14 protein-coding genes are annotated in these 19,300 nt (G+C 71.8%); 8 read left to right on the forward strand and 6 right to left on the reverse strand.

Features of this window, described 5'->3' with window-relative positions; all coding sequences use genetic code 11:
* Positions 1-113: 113 nt before the first annotated feature.
* A complete protein-coding gene (locus WME76_RS45070) occupies positions 114-1,793 on the reverse strand; it encodes a hypothetical protein (RefSeq protein WP_437962387.1) in 1,680 nt (559 codons plus the stop codon).
* A 298-nt stretch (positions 1,794-2,091) separates the two neighbouring features.
* Here WME76_RS45070 and WME76_RS45075 point away from each other — a divergent pair, with 298 nt between their 5' ends.
* Together WME76_RS45075 and WME76_RS45080 are read left to right on the forward strand one after the other, a co-directional pair.
* Complete coding sequence (locus WME76_RS45075; RefSeq protein ID WP_437962388.1) at positions 2,092-2,715, forward strand: hypothetical protein; 624 nt, start codon at positions 2,092-2,094, stop codon at positions 2,713-2,715.
* Between the two features lie 295 nt (positions 2,716-3,010).
* Positions 3,011-5,167, forward strand: a complete 2,157-nt coding sequence (locus WME76_RS45080; protein WP_437962389.1) for a substrate-binding domain-containing protein — start codon at positions 3,011-3,013, stop codon at positions 5,165-5,167.
* Here WME76_RS45080 and WME76_RS45085 read toward each other — a convergent pair.
* Complete coding sequence (locus WME76_RS45085; protein WP_437962390.1) at positions 5,118-6,191, reverse strand: hypothetical protein; 1,074 nt, start codon at positions 6,189-6,191, stop codon at positions 5,118-5,120. The genes WME76_RS45080 and WME76_RS45085 overlap by 50 nt on opposite strands.
* Positions 6,192-6,285: 94 nt before the next feature.
* On the reverse strand, positions 6,286-7,254 hold the full coding sequence (locus WME76_RS45090) for a LysR substrate-binding domain-containing protein (RefSeq protein WP_437962391.1): 969 nt from the start codon (positions 7,252-7,254) through the stop codon (positions 6,286-6,288).
* Positions 7,255-7,379: 125 nt separating this feature from the next.
* On the opposite strand from WME76_RS45090, the gene WME76_RS45095 reads away from it, so the two are divergent.
* Together WME76_RS45095 and WME76_RS45100 are read left to right on the forward strand one after the other, a co-directional pair.
* Positions 7,380-10,547 (forward strand): efflux RND transporter permease subunit, encoded by a 3,168-nt coding sequence (locus WME76_RS45095; RefSeq protein ID WP_437962392.1) that lies wholly within the window; start codon positions 7,380-7,382, stop codon positions 10,545-10,547.
* On the forward strand, positions 10,544-11,794 hold the full coding sequence (locus WME76_RS45100) for an efflux RND transporter periplasmic adaptor subunit (protein ID WP_437962393.1): 1,251 nt from the start codon (positions 10,544-10,546) through the stop codon (positions 11,792-11,794). The genes WME76_RS45095 and WME76_RS45100 overlap by 4 nt, the downstream gene beginning before the upstream one ends.
* A gap of 123 nt (positions 11,795-11,917) precedes the next feature.
* Here the strand turns inward: WME76_RS45100 and WME76_RS45105 are convergent, their stop codons facing one another.
* Positions 11,918-12,520 carry a hypothetical protein gene (locus WME76_RS45105; protein ID WP_437962394.1) on the reverse strand — a complete coding sequence of 201 codons (603 nt, stop codon included), beginning with the start codon at positions 12,518-12,520 and terminating at the stop codon, positions 11,918-11,920.
* Positions 12,521-13,078: 558 nt separating this feature from the next.
* Between WME76_RS45105 and WME76_RS45110 the strand changes: the two genes are divergently transcribed.
* Complete coding sequence (locus WME76_RS45110; protein ID WP_437962395.1) at positions 13,079-14,044, forward strand: STAS domain-containing protein; 966 nt, start codon at positions 13,079-13,081, stop codon at positions 14,042-14,044.
* 7 nt (positions 14,045-14,051) lie between these two features.
* On the opposite strand, the gene WME76_RS45115 is transcribed toward WME76_RS45110, so the two are convergent.
* A complete protein-coding gene (locus WME76_RS45115) occupies positions 14,052-15,122 on the reverse strand; it encodes an ABC transporter substrate-binding protein (RefSeq protein ID WP_437962396.1) in 1,071 nt (356 codons plus the stop codon).
* A gap of 38 nt (positions 15,123-15,160) precedes the next feature.
* A complete protein-coding gene (locus tag WME76_RS45120; RefSeq protein ID WP_437962397.1) occupies positions 15,161-16,654 on the reverse strand; it encodes an MFS transporter in 1,494 nt (497 codons plus the stop codon).
* Positions 16,655-16,932: 278 nt separating this feature from the next.
* Between WME76_RS45120 and WME76_RS45125 the strand changes: the two genes are divergently transcribed.
* The 3 genes from WME76_RS45125 (at position 16,933) to WME76_RS45135 (ending at position 19,269) form a co-directional block, all read left to right on the forward strand.
* Positions 16,933-17,340, forward strand: coding sequence for a hypothetical protein (locus WME76_RS45125; protein ID WP_437962398.1), 408 nt, complete (start codon positions 16,933-16,935; stop codon positions 17,338-17,340).
* Positions 17,341-17,516: 176 nt separating this feature from the next.
* On the forward strand, positions 17,517-18,326 hold the full coding sequence (gene otsB, locus WME76_RS45130; RefSeq protein ID WP_437962399.1) for a trehalose-phosphatase: 810 nt from the start codon (positions 17,517-17,519) through the stop codon (positions 18,324-18,326).
* A 97-nt stretch (positions 18,327-18,423) separates the two neighbouring features.
* Positions 18,424-19,269, forward strand: coding sequence for a PPK2 family polyphosphate kinase (locus WME76_RS45135; RefSeq protein WP_437962400.1), 846 nt, complete (start codon positions 18,424-18,426; stop codon positions 19,267-19,269).
* Positions 19,270-19,300: the final 31 nt, after the last annotated feature.

Genomic DNA, 19,300 nt, shown 5'->3' on the forward strand with positions numbered 1-19,300 from the left:
AACCGCTCGAAAGAGCAGAGATTCGAACCGCCAAGACGCCAAGATCTTGTTCTCTTCTTGGCGTCCTTGGCGTCTTGGCGGTTCATTTCGGGTCGATCAACGTGATCGGTGCTCTAGTCCCAGACGCGCACCACCATGAGGCCGAGGCCCGACCGCTTGCCCACGGCCACGATGCGGCCGTCGCGCTGGACGGCGACGGCGCGGAGGTAGTTGGCTTCGGGGTGGTCATCGAGCACGACCGCGCCCGAGGTGCCAAACCCGGGATCCATCGTGCCATCCGGCAGGAGCCGGAGGATCTTGGCCCTCAGGCCCGAGGCCGGCGTCCCCCCCCAGGCCGCGCCCAGGATCTTGCCGTCTGCCTGGATGGCGACGCCAAAGGCTCGCGTGTACTGGGCCTCGCCCGCGCCGGCCCTCACCATGCCGCCCTCGCCGAACGTGGCGTCCGCGGAGCCATCGGCGTTGAAGCGCGCGAACGCGTACATGTTGACGCCGTCGAGCGCGTAGCCCGCGAGGACGGGCTTGCCGTCCCCGCCGAGGGCGAGATCGGTATCGGCGTACGGCGTGGCGTCGAGGTAGGCGACGCCGCCGGTCCCGAAGCCCGGATCGAAGTTCCCGTCGCGGTCGAGCCGCGCCGCGAGGAAGGCCGGGTCAGCGGTCATCTCACTCCCTCCGACCATGATGTGATCGCCCTCGTCGAGAGCGAGGGCGTGTAACGGGCGCTCATCCATCGAGATGATGCCGAAGCGGCCGAACCCCTCATCGAGGTCGCCGGCGGAAGAGAACCTCGCGACGACACCTCGGTTGCCGGAGCCGACGCCGACAGCGATGATCGCCCCGGAGGTCTGGACGCAGACGTCGAAGCCCTCCGAGCTGCTGATCGATGCCGGACCGAGCCTCGCGACCCCGCTCGCGCCGAAGGCCTGATCGATTCCGCCGCTCACGTTGAACCGGACGATCGCAAGCTGGCCGCCTCGCGTCCCCACCGCGAGGATTCGCCCGTCCGGCTGCAAGGCCAGCGACGAGACCGAGCCCTCTTGGCCGACGACGAGGCCCCCCGTGCCGAAGTCGGGATCGAGCGCGCCGCTCGGCAGGAAGCGCGCGAGCCCCCACGTCTCGCCGTCGACCCCGGCGACGAGGATCTTGTCGTCCTGCTGCACGACGACGGCGCGCGCCTCGTGGGCCGTCCCGCTCGTGGCGATGCCGTCGCCGTCGAACGACTGATCGAGCGCCCCCGGCGGGTCGGCGACGAGGAGGGAGACCGGCGCTGCGCGGTCCTCCAGGCCAGCGGCGCTGGCCCGGAGCGAGGGCGCGGCGCCGCCGACGGTCGCGAGCGGGTCGGCCGCCACCGTGATGACGCCGGTGGTCTCGCCGCCCGGGACCACGACCGGGCTGGCGGTGACCCCGCTCGGCAGATCCGCCAGCGAGAGCGCGACGTCGCCCGCGAAGCCGCCCGAGCGGTCGACGGTGACCGTGAGCTCCGCCGAGTTGCCGCGCGCAACGCGCACCGCCGGCCGGTCGAGCGCGATGGAGAAGCCCGGCTGGGGCATCCCCCCGCCGCTGCCGTGCGCAGGCCCGCCGCCGGCCCCTCCTCCGCCGGCCGCACGGACGTCCTCGCCGCCGGCGCCGCCCGCGCCCCCGGCGCCGTCGCGCGAGACGTCATGAATGCCGAGGATGCTCTGACAGCCAAGCGCGAAGCAGGCCGCGGCCGCCCCCACGAGGCAGGCCGCGCGCGCGCGCCGGGCGCCTCGCGCCGGCCGGCTCAGCGCGCTCCCGGGCGCGGGCGGAACGATCATGGCGGCAGGCTATCACATCGGCCCTGCGCTCCTCCCCGACCCCTGGCGCGCACGCCGCCGGCCGTCCCCCCACGCCCGCGCGCACGCCGCCGGCCGTCCCCCCACGCCCGCGCGCACGCCGCCGGCCGTCCCCCCACGCCCGCGCGCACGCCGCCGGCCGTCCCCCCACGCCCGCGCGCACGCCGCCGGCTGTCCCCCCACGCCCGCGCGCACACCGCCGGCCGTCCCCCCACGCCGCCGCGCGAGCGTGCGCCGGCTCATACTGTACATTCGTTCATTCATCTGCTAGCCGACAGGCATGCGCTCCCGCAAGGCCGCCGCCGCCGTCGTCGTCGAAGAGCTGCCGCCGTCCGAGGACCCGGTCGACGCGATCCCGCCCGACGACATCGCGGCGGACGAGGCGTTCTCCGCCGCGGGAGGGCCGCTCTCGCTCGATCGGATCTGCATCGACTGCGGCAGCAGCAGCGGCGGCGGCGGGCACGACGGCTGCGCGCACCGCGAGCGCGCCCGCTTCCAGGCGCCCTCGCGTGCGGCGCTCGAGCTTGTCGCGCGCCTGCGCCGGGCCGCCGCCGAGCACCGGGCCGCGGCCCGCGCCCTCCGCGCCCTGGTGACCGCCGAGCACGCGCGTGGCCGCGCCGAGCTGGAGAGGGCCGAGCCGGATCCGGTCGATCCCCCGCAGCCCGAGGAGGCGCCGGAGCCCCACGCACCGCCCCCACCCGCCGCCGCGTCGCCGCAGCCGGACGAGCCGCCGCCGGCCGTCTGCCCGCGCTGCGCCGAGCGGGCGAGCGAGCGGCCCGGGAGCGACCCGGCCGAGGCCGGGGCACCGCCGCGCCGGCCGAAGCGCAGGGGTCGGGTGATCGTCGAGCAGCAGGCGCTCCCCTTCGCGAGCGACGCCGAGCAGCGCCCGCCTCACGGCGCGTGAGCGTCGGCGTTGCGCCGCGCGACGCGCGCGGCGCAACGCGCCTGGCCAAGGCGCTGCGGAGCGCACCAGGACGCCAGAACCACCGGAGTGGCTGACGTCAAAGCCGAAGGGCGCAGAAGAGTGGGCTCCGCCGCCGTCCGGAGATATGCATTGCTCTGATGACCCGAGGAGACCATGCGCGCGCGCCGCCGGGCCGGGTGAAGTGACCGCGCGCGTATACCATGCTACAATTATGGGTTTGTAACCACGGCGCGGCGTGACCACGACGCCGAGGATCACCGAGGGTCCTGCCACCATGTCGCTCGACAGAGCCATCGGCATCATGTGCCCCGACATCTGGGGCACGTATTTCTGCGAGCTGCTCGGCGGTATCCAGTCGGCCGCCGCGCGCTCCGGATACCGGGTGATCGCCATCAAGTCGTCCCCGCGCGACGTCCACGAGCTGAAGCTCGCGCGGGACCAGATCGACGGGTGGATCGCCCTGATCGATCCCACGGATATCGAGCGCTTCCTCGACGACGGCCGGCCGGTCGTGACCCTCAGCACCTGCGCCAGAGACGCGCGCTGCCCCCACGTCTTGCCCGACAACCACGGCGGCGCCCTGGCGGCCGTCCGTCACCTGATCGCGCACGGTCACCGGCGGATCCTCTTCGCGGGTCACATGGCCCATGACGACATCCGGCAGCGCTTCCAGGCCTACCGCGACGCGCTGGACGAGGGCGGGATACCGTTCGACCCCGCCCTCGTCATCGAGCTCCCGAGCAACGAGCGGGCGAGCGGGCGGTTCGCCATACAGCGCCTCTTCGAGGCGGGATTGCCCTGCACCGCGCTGTTCATGGCCACCGACCAGGGGGCGCTCGGCGCCCTCGACGCCCTCGCCGAGGCGGGCGTCCGCGTCCCCGAGGACATGGCCCTCGTCGGCTTCGACGACGTCGAGGCGGCCAGGTACGCCTCCCCGCCGCTCACCACCGTCCGCCAGCAGTTCGACTGGCTCGGCAGCACCGCCGCCCAGCTCCTCATCGATCGGCTCGCCGGCCGGGACGTCCCGAGCGCGGGGCACATCGGGCCGACGACCCTTGTCGTGCGCCGCTCCTGCGGCTGCTCGCCCGCGCTGGCGCAGGCCGAGCCGGCGCTGCCCGGAGGCGCCGCCGGCGAGGCCGACGCGCTGGCCCGGGATCTGGTCGCCCTCGCGAGCTTCTCGACGACGCTCGACCGGAGCGCGGCGCCGCCCTCGGAAGCCGATGCCTGGCCCGCGGTCACGGAGGTGGTCCTCGGGCTCCAGGCCGCCGTCCAGGGCCGGCCCGGCCCCGCTGCGGCGGCGCTGGAGCGGGCGTGGCGAGAGGCCGTCGAGCAGATGCCCGACATCGACCTGCTCCTCGCGATGGTCGACCGGCTGGAGCGAGCAGGCCAGACGATGCTCGACGGCGCGGGCGACGCCGCCGCCGCGGAGCGCGTCGCGGCGTACGTCCGGGAGGCGCGGCGCGCCATGATGCGGAGCCGGGTGGCGGTCGAGACGGCGCGCGCCGACTACCTGAACGGCCTGCTCGACATCAACCTCGTCATCCGGGAGACGCTGCTGGAGCACGCGGGCGGCGGCGGGAGCAAGCTGAGCTGGCTCTCCGCGGTGAAGATGAGCTGGGGGTGCCTCGCCGTGTGGGAGGCGCCGGCGGACGCCGGCCCCGTGCTGCGGGTCGTCGAGAGCTCCTGCCCCGGCGACAAGGCCGCCTCGCCGGCGCCGGGCACGCGCGTCGCAGCAGCGGAGTTCCCGCGCGGCGACTGGCTGCCTGCCGCGGTCCAGTACGACGGCGACCATGTGATCCGGCTCATCCCGCTCCGCAGCGACGACAAGGATCGCGGCGTGATGGCGGTCTGCGCTCCGGTGAGCAGCCCGCTCGGGCTCGATCACCGGGACATGGCCGTGTGGGTGGCGATGCTCACCGCGGCGTTCGAGCGCGCGTCGCTCATCGAGTCGCTCGTCGAGCAGGAGCGGCAGACGCGGGCCGCCTACGAGCGCGAGCGCGCCCTGGCCGACGCCGTGCGCCGGCTCGGGTGCCCGGTCATCCCCCTCGACGGCGGGGTGCTGCTCGTGCCGCTCGTCGGCGTCATCGACCCGGAGCGCGCGCGCCAGGTGCTCGAGGTGGTGCTCACGGAGATCAGCCGCCAGGAAGCCGACGTCCTGCTGATGGATATCACCGGCGTGCCCTTCGCCGACGTGCAGGTCGCAGAGTCGCTGATGAAGACGGCCCGCGCCGCCGTCCTGCTCGGCGCCGAGGTCATCGTGGTGGGGATGCGGCCGCAGGTCGCGCAGGGCTTCACGCAGCTCGGCGTCGACCTCGAGGGCATGACCCTCCACGCGACGCTCGGCAGGGCGCTCTCGGCGCTGCGCCAGCGCCGCGCGCTCCCTACCGAGGCACCTCGGTCGGAGCGCACGTCGACACGCCCGCGCCGATGATCCGGGGCGGCAGGTCGTCCCTCACGAGGACGGGCGGGGCGCCGGAGCTCGGGCTCCACCGGTGGACGCTCGACCTGCCCGAGCCGACCGCGTCGGGGCTGGAGAGGAAGAGCCAGAAGTCGCCTCCCCAGGTCGCGAACGCCCAGCTCGCGCCCTCCTGGATGGCCAGGCCGGGCAGCGGCGTCTGCGAGCGCGTGGCGCCGGTCGCCTTCGTGTATTCGCTGAGGAACGCCGTATCCCCCGGCGCTCCCCGCTCGAACCCGAAGAGCCGGCCATCCCCCGTGCCGGTCAGGTCCGCGTCGCCGCCCGCCCCGCCGCCGAGGACGGTGACCGTGTGGCGCTGCGTGTCGAAGACGCCGAGCGTCCGGACAGCCCCCTCCTCGGTTTTCCCGTTGAGCAGCGCCTCGCGCACATAGAGCGTCTCCCGGCCAGGGACGCCGTCGGACGCGAACGCCATGCCGAAAGCGCGGAACATGTCGACGGGCTCCTTCCGGAAGGACGTCTGTTCGCAGCGGCCTGTCGCGATGTCGAGGCGCACGACGTACCCGTTGACGTCCAGGATCCAGGCGAAGCCGCTCCGGTCGACCGCCATCGAGAGGGGCCACACGTTCCGCGCCAACGTGCCGTCCTCGTGGGTGATGGGGCAGTCGAGCTCGCCGATGGGCCGGAGCTCGCTCGAGGCCGGGTGGAACGAGAAGAGCTCGGCGTCCCCCGTGACCACGTAGATGTGATGCGCCGTCAGTTCGGAGCACGGACCGGGCCCGCTGCTGACCGGCGGCGGGCTCCACACGCCCTTGCCGAGGCCGCCCCCTGCGCCATCCCGGCCGCCCGGCTCGCCCACTTCCCCCTCGGACACGTCGCCCGGCTCGCCCACGTCCCACGCCGGCGCGCCGCCCGCGCCGCCGCTCCCGCCCTCCCCCGCGCTCGCGCCCGCGACGGGACCGAGCGTCGCGCCGCGCGCGCACGCCGCGAGCGTCAGAGACAGCACACCTGCGGAGACGACGGCGCGGAGAGCTCGCAGCATATCCACCCTTCGGAGGAGGTCCCGATGCTGCGAGTACGTGGCGCCCGGGCGGGGGCGCCATTTGAAATTCGACCTCCGGTCGCGCGCGGCGCCGCTACTCCTCTGTGCCCGGCCCCGCCGCGGCGGCCCCGCGGGCGCCGCGGCCCGGCGCGCCCTCGCGCGGCGCGCGGCGCGCGGCCCGCGGCCTGTCGACGCCGACCCGCCGCACGAACGCAAGGAACTGCCCGAGCGTGGGCGAGGCGTCGTCGGCGCGCCAGGCGATGAGGAGGTCGGTCGACGGCGCGCCCACGATCGGCCGCAGCGCGAGCCCCGAGCGCCGGATGTTCTTGATGGATTCCGGCAGGATGGAGACGCCGAAGCCCGCCGCCACAAGGCTCAGGATGTCGAGGTGCAGCGCCTCCTGCACGATGCGCGGCGAGAAGCCCGCGTCGCGGCAGAGCCCCATCACGAGGTCGAAGAAGGCCGACCCGCGCTGGCGCGGGAACACGACGAACGGCTCGCGCGACAGGAGCTCGAGCGGGATGCGCTTGCGCCCGGCGAGCGGGTGATCGGCCGGCAGGGCGACCACGAGCGGCTCGCGCCGCACGCGCTCGGAGGCGAGCCGGGCGTCGTCGAGCGGCGCCCTCACGAAGCCGACGTCGATGCGCCCGTCCTTCAGCGCCTCGATCTGCTCCTGCGGCGGCATCTCGCGCAGCGCGAGCTCCACCGACGGGAACTCCGTGCGAAAGCCGCGGACCAGCTCGGTGATGCCGCTGTAGGCGAGCGACGACAGGTACCCGACAACGAGCCGCCCTGTCTCGCCGACGCTCGCGCGCCGGGCCTCGTGCACCGCGAGCTCGAGCGCGTCGAAGACCCGCCGCACGTGGGCGAGGAAGACCCCGCCGGCGGGCGTCAGCTCGACCCGCCGCCGCGAGCGGTCGAAGAGCGAGAACCCGAGCTCGGACTCGAGATCCTGGATCTGCCGGCTCAGCGGGGGCTGCGCGATGCCCAGGCGCCGCGCCGCGCGGCCGAAATGCCGCTCCTCGGCGACGGCCGTGAAGTACCGGAGGTGGCGCAGATCCATACCTTGAAGGTATCGTGTGATACGAAATAATAGATTGGACGAACGTCTGGGGCACCCTAAAAGCGGAGCCTGCCCCGGGCGTCGCCCCCGGCCGGGGCGCTCCGGAGGGGGACGGGAAGTGGCCCATGTGGCTCGTCCGAATCGCGCTTCAACGCACGTACACGTTCATCGTGATGTCGATGCTGATCGTCATCCTGGGCGTGTTCACGATCACCCGGATGCCGACGGACATCTTCCCCGACATCGACATCCCGGTCCTGTCCGTCATCTTCAACTACGGCGGCCTCCCCCCCGAGGAGATGGAGAAGCGCATCGTCAATAACTACGAGCGCTTCCTCACGACCACAGTCAACGACATCGACCACATCGAGAGCCAGTCGCTCACGGGCATCTCGATCATCAAGATCTTCCTCCAGCCCGGCGCCAGCATCGAGGCCGCCACGGCGCAGGTCACGGCGGTCTCGCAGTCCGCGATCCGCATGATGCCGCCCGGCATCAGCCCGCCGCTCATCATTCGCTACAGCGCCTCCAACGTGCCCATCCTGCAGGCCGCGCTCGAGAGCGAGTCGCTGAGCGAGCAGCAGCTCTTCGATTACGCGGTCAACTTCATCCGCGCGGACATCGCCACGATCCGCGGCACGCAGATCCCGTACCCGTACGGCGGGAAGCAGCGCCAGATCATGGTCGACATCGACCCGCAGCGCCTCTTCGCCTGGGGGCTATCGCCGCGCGACGTGAACGCCGCCCTCGGGATGCAGAACGTCATCCTGCCCTCCGGCACGGCGAAGATGGGGGAGAACGAGTACCCCGTCATCATGAACAGCAGCCCCGAGGCGTTCGAGGAGCTCGGCAAGCTGCCGCTCAGGACCGTCAACGGGACGACGGTGTACCTCCGCGACGTCGCGAGCGTCCGCGACGGGAACGCGCCGCAGACGAACATGGTGCACGTCGAGGGCAAGCGCAGCGTGCTCCTCAGCGTCCTCAAGAACGGGAACGCGAGCACGCTCGACGTCACCTCGCGCATCCACGCGACGCTGCCGGCCACGCTGGAGAAGCTCCCGAAGGAGCTCAAGGTCTCGCTGCTCTTCGATCAGTCGATCTTCGTGCGCGCGGCGGTCGACGGCGTCGTGCACGAGGCGCTCATCGCCGCGGGGCTCACCGCGCTGATGATCCTGCTGTTCCTCGGGAGCTGGCGCAGCACGCTCATCGTCGTCATCAGCATCCCGCTCTCGATCCTCGTCTCGATCATCGCCCTGAACGCGCTCGGCTACACGCTCAACGTGATGACGCTCGGCGGGATGGCGCTCGCGGTCGGCATCCTCGTCGACGACGCCACGGTGGCGATCGAGAACATCCACCGCAACCTCGGGCAGCGGAAGCCGTTCATCCGCGCCATCATCGACGGGGCGCAGGAGATCGCCGTCCCGGCGCTCGTCGCCACGCTCTGCATCTGCATCGTGTTCGTGCCGGTGGCGTTCATCACCGGCGCCGCGAGGTCGCTCTTCGTGCCGATGGCCCTGGCGGTCGTCTTCGCCATGCTGATGTCGTACTTCCTGTCGCGGACGCTCGTCCCGACCCTCGTGCGCCTGCTGCTCGAGCGCGAGGCGGCGGAGCACGCGCACGGCCATGAAGGCGCGAAGAGCCTGTTCGGGCGCGTCTTCGCCGCGTTCAACCGCGCCTTCGACCGGCTGCGGGCGGCCTACGGCGGGTGGCTCGCGTGGGCGCTCGCGCACCGCGCCGGGTTCGTCGGCGTGTTCCTCGCGTTCGTCGCCGCCTCTGTCGCGCTCGTCCCGCTGCTCGGCCGCGACTTCTTCCCGAGCGTCGACGCGGGGCTCATCAAGCTCCACGTGCGCGGCGCGCCGGGCACCCGCCTCGAGGAGAGCGAGCGGCGCTTCGCCCGGATCGAGCAGACCATCCGGGAGGTGATCCCGCCGGACGAGATCCGCACGATGCTCGACACCATCGGGATCCCGGCGAGCGGCATCAACCTGTCGCTGAGCGAGGGCGCGCAGATCTCGTCGGCCGACGGGCAGATCTTCATCGCGCTCGAGGAGCACCACCGGCCGACGGCCGACTACGTCCGGCGGCTCCGCGCGAAGCTCAACGCGACGTACCCCGACACGACGTTCTTCTTCCTCGCCCCCGACATCTCGACGCAGGTGCTGAACTTCGGCCTCGCCGCGCCGATCAACGTCCAGGTCGTGGGCCCGATCGGCAAGGAGGACGACACCCTCGCCGTGGCGCAGCGGATCGCCGATCGCATGGAGAAGATCCCGGGCGCGGTGGACGTCCACCTCGCGCAGGTGCCGGCGAGGCCGCAGCTCCGCATCAACGTCGACCGCACCATGGCCGACCAGATGGGGCTCACCCAGCGCGACGTGGCGAGCGACGTCCTCGTGTCGCTCTCGTCGAGCGGGCAGACATCGCCGACCTACTGGCTCGACAAGCGCGGCGTGCAGTACCTCGTCGCCGTGCAGACCCCCCAGCACGCGATCGGGTCGATCGACGACCTGAACGCCACGCCGCTCTCGACCGGCGACGGCCGCCCCCAGCTCCTGTCCAACGTCGCCTCGCTGTCGCGCAGCACCGGCCCGGCCAACATCACCCACTACAACGTCGCGCGGACCTTCGACGTCCAGGCCAACGTCGACGGCACCGACCTCGGGTCGGTCGCGGACGCCGTCGCGCGCGTCGTCGACGAGCTCCGGCCCGAGCTGCCGCGCGGGACGAAGGTCACCATCAAGGGGCAGGCCGAGAGCATGGAGTCCTCGTTCCGGGGGCTCGGCTACGGGCTGATCTTCGCGGTCGTGCTCGTCTACCTGCTGATGGTCGTGAACTTCCAGTCGTGGCTCGACCCGCTCATCATCCTGATGGCGCTCCCGGGCGCGATCGCGGGCATCGCGTGGATGCTCTTCCTCACGCACACCACGCTGAGCGTGCCCGCGCTCATGGGCTCGATCATGTGCGTCGGCGTCGCGACCGCGAACAGCATCCTCGTCGTGACGTTCGCGAACGACCAGCGCAAGCTCGGCCGCGACGCGGGCGCCGCGGCGCTCGCCGCGGGCATGACGCGCCTCCGGCCGGTGCTCATGACCGCGCTCGCGATGATCTTCGGCATGCTGCCCATGTCGATCGGCCTGGGCGAGGGCGGCGAGCAGAACGCCCCGCTGGGCCGCGCGGTCGTCGGCGGGCTCATCGTCGCGACGATGACCACGCTCTTCTTCGTGCCCGTGATGTACAGCATCCTCCGGAACAAGGCGCCGGCCAGAGACCCGCTCGCAGAGGACCTATGAGCCCCCCCGATCCCCCTGCCCCCGCTCCGCCCCCGGGCCCTCCGGCCGACGATCTCGGGTTCCAGCTCCCCCCGCCCGCCGTGATGACGCGGACGCGCGGCGTCGCCCTCGGCGTGGGCGTGCTCGTCGTGCTCGGCGCGGCGTTCGCCTCGTCCTACCTGCCCCGCCGGAGCGCCCGCGCCGCGCTCGAGGAGGGCGTGCGCGCCGGCGAGGGCGCCGCCCCGCGCGTGGCGGTGATCGCGGCGCAGCCGGTGTCGAGCGACAGGGCGCTCGTCCTTCCGGGGAGCGTCCAGCCGCTCGAGGAGACGGTCGTCTACCCGCGCGTGAGCGGCTACGTGCGCAAGTGGCTCGTCGACATCGGCGACAGGGTCGAGGAGGGGCAGGTCCTCGCCGAGATCGACACGCCCGAGCTCGATCAGGAGCTCGCGCAGGCGCGCGCGCAGCTCGCGCAGGCGAACGCGGGCCTCGTGCAGGCCCGGGCCAACCGCGACCTGTCGATGTCGAGCGTGAAGCGCTACGAGCAGCTCGTGCCCGCGGGCGTGGCGCCGCAGGAGGAGCTCGAGCAGCGGCAGGGGCAGGCGCACGTCGCCGAGGCGAGCGTCACCGTGGCGCAGGCGGCGATCGCCGCGCAGCAGGCGAACATCCAGCGCCTCCTCGACCTGAAGAAGTTCGCGAAGATCGCCGCGCCGTTCGCCGGGACGGTCACCTCGCGCACGGTCGATCGCGGCGCCCTGGTCACGGCGGGCAACGCGACGCCGCTCTTCAAGATCTCGGCGACCGACCCGGTGCGCGTCTTCGTCGGCGTCCCGCAGGACGTCGCGCCCAGCGTGCGCGTCGACGCGCCCGCGAAGGTCACGGTGCGCGAGTTCGCGGGGCACCCGTTCCAGGGCACGGTCGCGCGAACCGCCGGCGCGCTCGACGCGGCGACCCGGACGATGAACACCGAGGTGCGGGTGCCGAACCCCGACGGCAAGCTCCTCGCGGGCATGTACGCGGAGGTCGCGCTGACGCTGCCCACGCCGCACCGCGCGCTCGAGATCCCGGCGACGTCGCTCTACAACGACGCGAAGGGGCTCCGCGTGGCCGTCGTGGACCCCGGGGGCAAGATCCGCTTCGTGCCCATCGTGATCGAGCGCGACACAGGCGCGACCCTCCATATCGCGACAGGGCTCGACGGGAGCGAGCGCATCGTGAAGCTCGCGAGCGCCGAGCTCGCCGACGGGATGGCCGTCGAGGTCATTCCGTGATGGGCCGCCGCCGCCCGGCGCGCGGGCGGCGTGGCAAGGAGAGCGTGAATGCCAGGGCGGAAGGAGACGATCGTCGGTTCTCCTGGCGCCCTGGCGGTCTCTTGAGCCGGGCTCTCGTGCCCGCTACTCGGCGAAGTACGCCGGAATGTCGATGAACTCCTGGGTGAACAGCGCCCTGAAGAACTCGATGTCGGTGCCGGGCTCCAGCTCGAGATACCGGGTGTACTCCAGCACGGTCTTGTTGCCGCAGGCCCGGGTCAGGTCCCCGAACGCGTAATACTCCTGCATGCCGAGCACAGGCTCCACGAGGCGCACGAGGATCTGCTTCTCCGTCTCGGAGCGATAGATGATCTCCTCGACGAGCGTGTTGCCCGCCGCGGAGAACTGGAATCGCGACGGGATCGTCTCCGGGCCTCCGCCGTCCAGCCACGTGAACGTCGGCGCCACGTCGGGGAGGACGGCCTCGACGAACCACTCGATGTCGCGGAGCACCGGCCAGACCTCGCCGATCGGAGCGTCGATCAGCACCCGCTGGTAGCTCAGGACCTGGTCCTCTCCGATGGGCGTGAACACGAACACGCTCTCTGTGTCTTCGTGGCAGGCGACCTTGCGCGCCGCGTTGTCGCCCGCGCCCGGCGCGCGGTCGTTTGCGGCCGCGTTGCCTGTCCAGAGCAGCGCGGCCATGCAGCTCGCGAGGACGGTCGAAAGGCACGTGGTGGCTCTCATTTCAAGCTCCTCTCGGTGACCTGGGGAGATGGCGGTTCGTTCGTCGGCGCGGCGCCCGAGGCGTCACGCGCGCGATCCAGCCCGCGAGGGATCCCGCGCTCGCGAACGTCCTGGACGCTCGCCGGCCAACCGGAGCAGCCTAGCAAGCTCATCGCTACGGCGTCGAGCGGAAAACCGACGGCGCCTTGCCGCGCGCATCGCAGGGCTCAGGTGTCGCGCGGTGTGGTCGCGTGGCGTCATCACCCGTGCAGGACACGCGCCGAACGGCGCAGCCGGCCCGGTGAGGAGCACCACCTCCCCGCGGAATGACCCCATCCGCGCCGCTGCGGTGAATGGCGAGCACGAGCGCCATCGCAGCGGAACCGGCGGGCTCTGCAGCGTCCGGCGCACGGCGCACGCCGCGCCGATGGCGCCAATTTACAGCAGGCGAGCGCTCGCCTACGATCCCCTCACAGCAGCACCACCGCTGGCGTGACAGGCACCCACGTTTTCACGACGAGCGAGGGAGCACCGGCGCCTCACAGCATCAGAGTTCGCGTCAGCGCCATGGGTGAATGCATGATGGAAGAGACAGCTCCTGCAGGTGCCTCCACGCCCGAGAGCGCGGAGCAGCGGATAGAAGCGCTGGAGAGGGTGCTCGCGAAGGCGCAGGCCGAGCTGGCGGACATGAGGTCGACCTACCAGAGCCTCCACGACATGCTCATGCATGCACGCACACCCATCTGCATGTGGCGGGGCGACGACTTCGTGTTCACCCTCGTGAACGAGAACTACTGCGCTTTCTTCCCGGGGCGTCAGCTCCTGGGCAAGCCGCTCGGCGAGGCGCTCCCCGAGGCGGTGGAGCAAGGGTTCATCGGTCTGCTCGGCGAGGTCTACCGCACCGGCAAGCCGTTCATCGGCAACGAGCTGCCCGTGAAGGTGTTCAACGCCGAGAAAGGCGGCGAGGAGCAGCGCTGGTTCAACGCCGTGTACGCGCCCGTCCGCGATGGGACGGGGGCCATCATCGGCGTGTGCCACTATGGCGTCGACATCACCGAGCAGGTGCAGGCGCGGCAGGCGGCGGAGGCGAAGGCCGACGAGCTGCGGCAGAGCGCCGAGCTGATCGCGGCGCAGCAGGAGACGATCCGCGCCCTGGGCACGCCCCTCCTGCCGCTGGCGAACGACGTGCTCGCGATGCCGCTGATCGGGCCGATCGACAGCCGGCGCTCCGAGCAGATCCTGGAGGGGCTGCTCCAGGGGGTCGCGAAGGTGGGCGCCTCGATGGTGATCCTCGACGTCACCGGCGTGGAGACGATCGACACGCAGGCCGCGAACGCGCTGGCGCGGGCCGCGCAGGCGCTGCGGCTCCTCGGGGCCCGCGTGCTGATCACCGGCATCCAGCCGACGATGGCGCAGGTCCTGGTGGAGCTCGGCGTGGATCTGGGCGGCATCGCCACCTACAGCACGTTGCAATCGGGCATCTCCGCCGCCATGAGCGGCAGGGCGCGTCCCGGCGGTCCGCCGCGCGACGCGCGCGGGCGCTGACGCGCCGTCACTGGACCGGCGTCGCCGCGAACGGGTTGAGCTGGTTGGTATACAGGTCCTCCGGCTTGATCTGCCCCTCCTTGATCTCGCCGTCTTTCACCAGCCAGTCGATCCAGATCTGGTATTCCTTCGCCGACAGGAGCCCTCCTTTGCCGGCGACGCCCATGCTGGTCCAGTACTTCACCACCGACGCGTCCTCGTTGCGCTGCCGCCGCTCGATGAGGCTCCGCAGGCGGTCCACCGCCTCGTCGCGCGGGGCGGCGCGCGCCCACTCGATGGCGCGCGCCGCGGCCTCCACGAGCTTGCGGGCGCTGTTCGGGTTCTCCTTTAGGAAGCGCGTCGTCAGCACGTAGCTGCCGGCGGTGAACTCGCCGAACAGCTCGAAGTCCGAGAACAGCGCCCGGATGCCGCCGCGCTCGAGCGCCTTGTCGCGCAGGACGTCGCCGAGGACCGCGACGTCGACCTGCTTCTGCCGGAGCGCCTGCTCCGCGCTCACGGGCGGCAGCACCACCAGCGTGACCTGCGCGATCTCGGCGCTCGTCAGCCCCTGGCGCGACAGGTACTCCTTCAGCATGAGCTCGTGGTGCGCGCCGAGCGTGTTCATGGCGACCTTCTTGCCGAGCAGGTCCCGAGCGGTCTTGATCGGGCTGTCCTCGGTCACGTAGAAGCCGCTCCACCGCTTCGCGTCGACCCCGTAGCTGCCCACCACCGCCCGGAGCGGTGCCCCGGCGGCGATCAGCTTGATCACCGCGCCGTTGAACGCGTGCCCGACATCGGTGTCGCCGGTGACCACCGTCTGGATGTCCTGAGGCCCGCTGATCGTGTTGCCCACGTAATTCAGCTTGATCGGGGCGAGGTAGCCCAGATCCTCCGCCAGCTCGAGCACCGAGACCGTGCCGGCGAACCCCTGATGCCGCAGCTCCAGCACCTCGTAGCCGCCCGCGGCCCCGTCGCCGTTGCCCTGGCCGCCGCCCGGCTCGGCCTTCGAGCAGGCCGCGAGCGAGAGCGCCGCGCAGAGCGCCGCCACGATCGAGCGGCGGGCGACGGTGAATCGAGATGTCGTGTGGGGATCGCGCATGACTCGGACCTCTGCTCCTCGCGTCTTCTGCTGGGTCGCTATTCGGCGGCCGCGGGCTCGGTCGATGTCGAGGGCACCGCCACCGCGCCCGACGTCCTCCGCGCCATGGCGAGGAGGGCGCCGAAGAGCACGGACAGGAGAAGGAACATGGCCTGGAGCCCCAGGGTCCGGCCCACGAGGCCGCCGACGGTGCTGCCGAACAGCCCTCCTGACGGCCCCACCAGCGCGTGCAGGCCGGCCACCTTCCCCCGCCCCACCCGCGCGCCGATCCGGGCGATGCGGGTGAGGTTCGCGATCTGCAAGAGGCCGAGGCCGAGCCCGAGGATCAGGCCGCCAGCGCGGAGCGGGGCGAGATCGCGCGACAGGCCGAGCAAGAGGAGCGCGCTCGGGACGAGGACGAGGCTCGCGAGATAGACGCGCTCGTGCCCGACCCGACCCACGAGGCCGCCCAGCGAGAACAGCGCGAAGATATAGGTCACGCCCTGCCACGCGAGCAGCCCGGAGGCGTCGGCCGCGGTCAGGTGAGCGACGGTGACGCCGATGGGGATGATGAAGAACATGAAGAACGAGTTGACCGACTGGGCCGCAAACTCGATCAGGCACACGCCGCGGAGCTCCATGTCCCGCGCGAGCAGGGCGAGATCGGACCGGACGCCCGAGAGGCGGAGCGCGCGCCCGGGCATGGACCGCGCCGCGTACCGGCCGAAGACGAGCGGCGACATCAGCACGGTGACCAGGAACGAGAGCCCGATGAGCTGGTAGGTGCCCGGGAAGCCCATCGCCTTGGTGAGGCCGGCCGCGAGCATGGGGCCGAGGAGGAACATGCCGATCATGTGGGTCGCGCGGTACCAGCCGGCCTTGCCCTCGCCCACCGTCTCGAGCTGCTGCATGAACACGGTGCTCAGCGACACGAAGCGCATCGGCATGAAGAAGCTGATCGCCGTCGTGAAGATCAGCAGGAACACCGGCGAAGGGACGGCCGGCAAGGCGATGTAGAGCGCCCCGGCCACGAGGCTCCCCAGCACGAACAGCCGCGAGGGCCCGAAGTGATCGACGAGGAGCCCGATGGGGATGCTCATGAGCAGCACCCCGATGCTCTGCGATCCGGCGATCAGCCCGAGGAGCGCCTCGTTCGCCCCGAGGTCCATCGCGTACAGCGTCGTGGTCACCTTGGCCACGCCGACGCTGATGCCCATGACCGAGGAGAGCGCCGCGAACACCAGAAGAAAGCGGTTCTTGTCGATGAAGGAGCGCAGTTGGACCTCGGGAGCCGGCTCGGATCGGGCCTGTCGCGCCGGCGCCTCGCGCGCGGGCCGCAGCGCCCCACGCGCAGCAACACCCATGCCGCGTCGTCCTTCGCGCGAGGGCGGCGCCTCCGGGGGCGCGCTGCTGCCCTGGCAACAGCCGGTGATGATCGGCTGCTCCGGCACGAGCAGGCCCCCACCGCTGCGCCGCGCCGGCTCCACCGCGCCGCGCGGGCGTCGCGCGCGGAAGCGGCCCTCCCGGCGCGCCGAGCCGGTACGCTCGCGCAAGAAACTTGCACACCGCATCGCGCCCGGTCGAGACTGCCGCGCGCGCCGGTGTCCATGGCGTGGGACCCGGGGCCACTGGCCGCCTCGCAACGTGGCATGGCGGCGCGAGCAGCACGCTTTGCACGGGGGGTTGTGCTCGCTTTGTTGTTGCTCCCGTCGTTTCCAGGGTGGTAGTGGTCCACGGCATGAAATTCCCCGCGATTCATGTGTTGATTGCGTCATTCGCGCTCTCTGCGACCGCCGGGTGTGGCTTGAAGCCGTACGGCGACGTGCGCGTCGTGAGGAGGACCAAGGTCGGCGGTGAGCTCGCGATCCTCGGTGACCGCGAGGTGGCCATGCAGAAGGCCAACACCACGATGGCCACGACCTGCGGCGGCCCCGAGAGCTTCGAGATCGTCGAAGAGGGCGAGACCGTGGTGGGCGAGGAGTCCACGTCGGAGACCAGCGAGCGCCGCGAGAAGGACTTCTTCGGCCCGAAGCGGCGGAAAGAGGAGAGCACCAGCACGACGCAGAAGACCGAGTGGCGCGTGAAGTACGAGTGCAAGAAGGACGAGCCGGCCGCCGAGAAGGCGCCCGCGGACGAGGCCGCCCCCGCGGACGGCGCCGCGCCTGCGGACGACGGGTCGGGCGCCGTCGAGGGCAAGACCGAAGGGCGCCGCATTCACGAGGTCATCATCCGCTTCTGACGCGCGTCTCCGCGCGGCGCGCCTTGCAGGACACGAGCGCCAGCGCAGAGCTTCATGACGTCGTGAAGGGCCGAGAAGGCCGGCCCTGAAGACGTAGCCCAGATCACAAATATTCCGGAGCGCTGGCGGCTTGAAATCGCTTTCCTCAAGCGGCTCGCGGTAAGATCCGGAACAGCATGGACGTTAGCCAGTTCATCGAGCGCGCGGCGGCCGCGCCGTCGTTGCTTCTCGCGACCGACTTCGACGGGACGATCGCCGAGATCGCCGCGGTCTCGGGCGGGGCGGCCGCGGCGCCGGTCGCGCTCCAGGCGCTCCAGGCGCTCTCGCGCGCGCCGGCGACGGCCGTGGCGATCGTCACGGGCAGGACGATCCACGACGTGGCGGCGCGCACGGCGGCCCTCGATGCGGTCTGGCTCGTGGGCGAGCACGGGGCCGAGATCGCGGCGCCGGGCGGGGCGCTGGTGTACCAGGCGGAGGCGCCGGTCGAGCTGCTCGACGCGCTGGAGCGCGACGCGGACGAGATCGCGCGGCGGGTGCCGGCGTTCTGGGTCCAGCGCAAGCGCTGCTCGATCGCGCTGCACTGGCGGCTCGTCGCGGCCGAGGACCGGCCGGCGGCGTTCGCCGCGCTCGAGGTGTGGGCGGACGCGGCGCGGCGGAGGGGGCTCGTGGTCATGGAGGGGCGCAGCATCCACGAGGCGCGGGACGCCGCGCACGACAAGGGCGGCGCCCTCGCGTTCATGCTGGCGCGGCTGCCGCCGGGGACGCTGATGGTCTACGCGGGCGACGACACCACGGACGAGCCGGCGATCGCGGCTGCCCGGGCGAACGGGGGCGTGGGCGTGTACATCGCCTCGTCGGAGCGGCCGGTACCGCGGGTCCAGCCCGATCTGACGCTCGATGAGCCCGAGGCGTGGAGTGCGCTGCTCCGGGAGGTCGCGGCGCGGCGCGGCGGGCTCGTCAGCGCGGCGGCGCTGCGCTCGGCGTGAGCGGGCGCTGAGCGGGCTCGCCCGCGAGCGCGCTCTGCCGGCGCGCCCGTGACGCGCGCTGGCGAAGGGCGCGGAGCGATGGTGTACGCTGACGCGCATGGCCATCACGCGACTCACGAAGCCCGATTCGAAGTTTCGCCTGGACGACGTCTCGACCGACCCGCCCCGCGACGCGAGCAAGCAGGAGTCGACCGAGCGGCTCCACGATCTCGGCAAGGAGCTGCTCGAGCTGCAGGAGCTCATGTGGGGGGCGCGGACGCACAGCGTGCTCATCGTCCTCCAGGGCCGCGACGCGGCCGGCAAGGACGGCGCGATCAAGAACGTGGTCGGCGCGCTCAACCCGCGCGGCGTCTCGGTGAGCTCGTTCGGCGTTCCGACGAAGGAGGAGCGGGAGCACGACTTCCTGTGGCGGATCCACCGGCAGGCGCCGCGCGCAGGGGAGTTCTCGATCTTCAACCGCTCCCACTACGAGGACGTGCTCGTCGTGCGCGTGCACGATCTGGAGCCGAAATCGCGCTGGGGCGAGCGCTACGACCACATCAACGATTTCGAGGAGCTCCTGGCCGAGCACGGGACCATCGTGATCAAGTTCTTCCTGCACATCAGCAAGAAGGAGCAGGAGAAGCGCCTCCTGGAGCGCGAGGAGAACCCGTCGACGGCCTGGAAGCTCAACGTGAACGACTGGAAGGAGCGGGAGCACTGGGACGAGTACACGGAGGCGTACGAGGACGTCTTCCAGCGCTGCGCCTCCAAGCACGCGCCCTGGGTCATCGTCCCGGCCGACGCCAAGTGGTACCGCAACATCGTTGTCGCGGAGACGGTGGCCGAGGCGATGAGGGAGCACCGCGACGAGTGGCTGGAGACGCTGGATCGGAGCGGGAGGGCGGGGCGCGAGGAGCTCGAGCAGTATCGAAAGTCGAAGGGAGTCCGGCAGAAGGGGTGAGCGGTTGGTGAGGCGGAGAGGCGCGGCGTCG

It is taken from the genome of Sorangium sp. So ce119 (assembly GCF_051524405.1).
Classification (GTDB): Bacteria; Myxococcota_A; Polyangia; order Polyangiales; family Polyangiaceae; genus Sorangium; species Sorangium cellulosum_G.

Excerpts from the sequence above, each read along its gene's own strand:
- WME76_RS45070 (WP_437962387.1), bottom strand. The coding sequence starts at position 1,793 with ATGATCGTTCCGCCCGCGCCCGGGAGCGCGCTGAGCCGGCCGGCGCGA.
- WME76_RS45075 (WP_437962388.1), top strand. The coding sequence starts at position 2,092 with ATGCGCTCCCGCAAGGCCGCCGCCGCCGTCGTCGTCGAAGAGCTGCCG.
- WME76_RS45080 (WP_437962389.1), top strand. The coding sequence starts at position 3,011 with ATGTCGCTCGACAGAGCCATCGGCATCATGTGCCCCGACATCTGGGGC.
- WME76_RS45085 (WP_437962390.1), bottom strand. The coding sequence starts at position 6,191 with ATGCTGCGAGCTCTCCGCGCCGTCGTCTCCGCAGGTGTGCTGTCTCTG.
- WME76_RS45090 (WP_437962391.1), bottom strand. The coding sequence starts at position 7,254 with ATGGATCTGCGCCACCTCCGGTACTTCACGGCCGTCGCCGAGGAGCGG.
- WME76_RS45095 (WP_437962392.1), top strand. The coding sequence starts at position 7,380 with ATGTGGCTCGTCCGAATCGCGCTTCAACGCACGTACACGTTCATCGTG.
- WME76_RS45100 (WP_437962393.1), top strand. The coding sequence starts at position 10,544 with ATGAGCCCCCCCGATCCCCCTGCCCCCGCTCCGCCCCCGGGCCCTCCG.
- WME76_RS45105 (WP_437962394.1), bottom strand. The coding sequence starts at position 12,520 with ATGAGAGCCACCACGTGCCTTTCGACCGTCCTCGCGAGCTGCATGGCC.
- WME76_RS45110 (WP_437962395.1), top strand. The coding sequence starts at position 13,079 with ATGATGGAAGAGACAGCTCCTGCAGGTGCCTCCACGCCCGAGAGCGCG.
- WME76_RS45115 (WP_437962396.1), bottom strand. The coding sequence starts at position 15,122 with ATGCGCGATCCCCACACGACATCTCGATTCACCGTCGCCCGCCGCTCG.
- otsB (WP_437962399.1), top strand. The coding sequence starts at position 17,517 with ATGGACGTTAGCCAGTTCATCGAGCGCGCGGCGGCCGCGCCGTCGTTG.
- WME76_RS45135 (WP_437962400.1), top strand. The coding sequence starts at position 18,424 with ATGGCCATCACGCGACTCACGAAGCCCGATTCGAAGTTTCGCCTGGAC.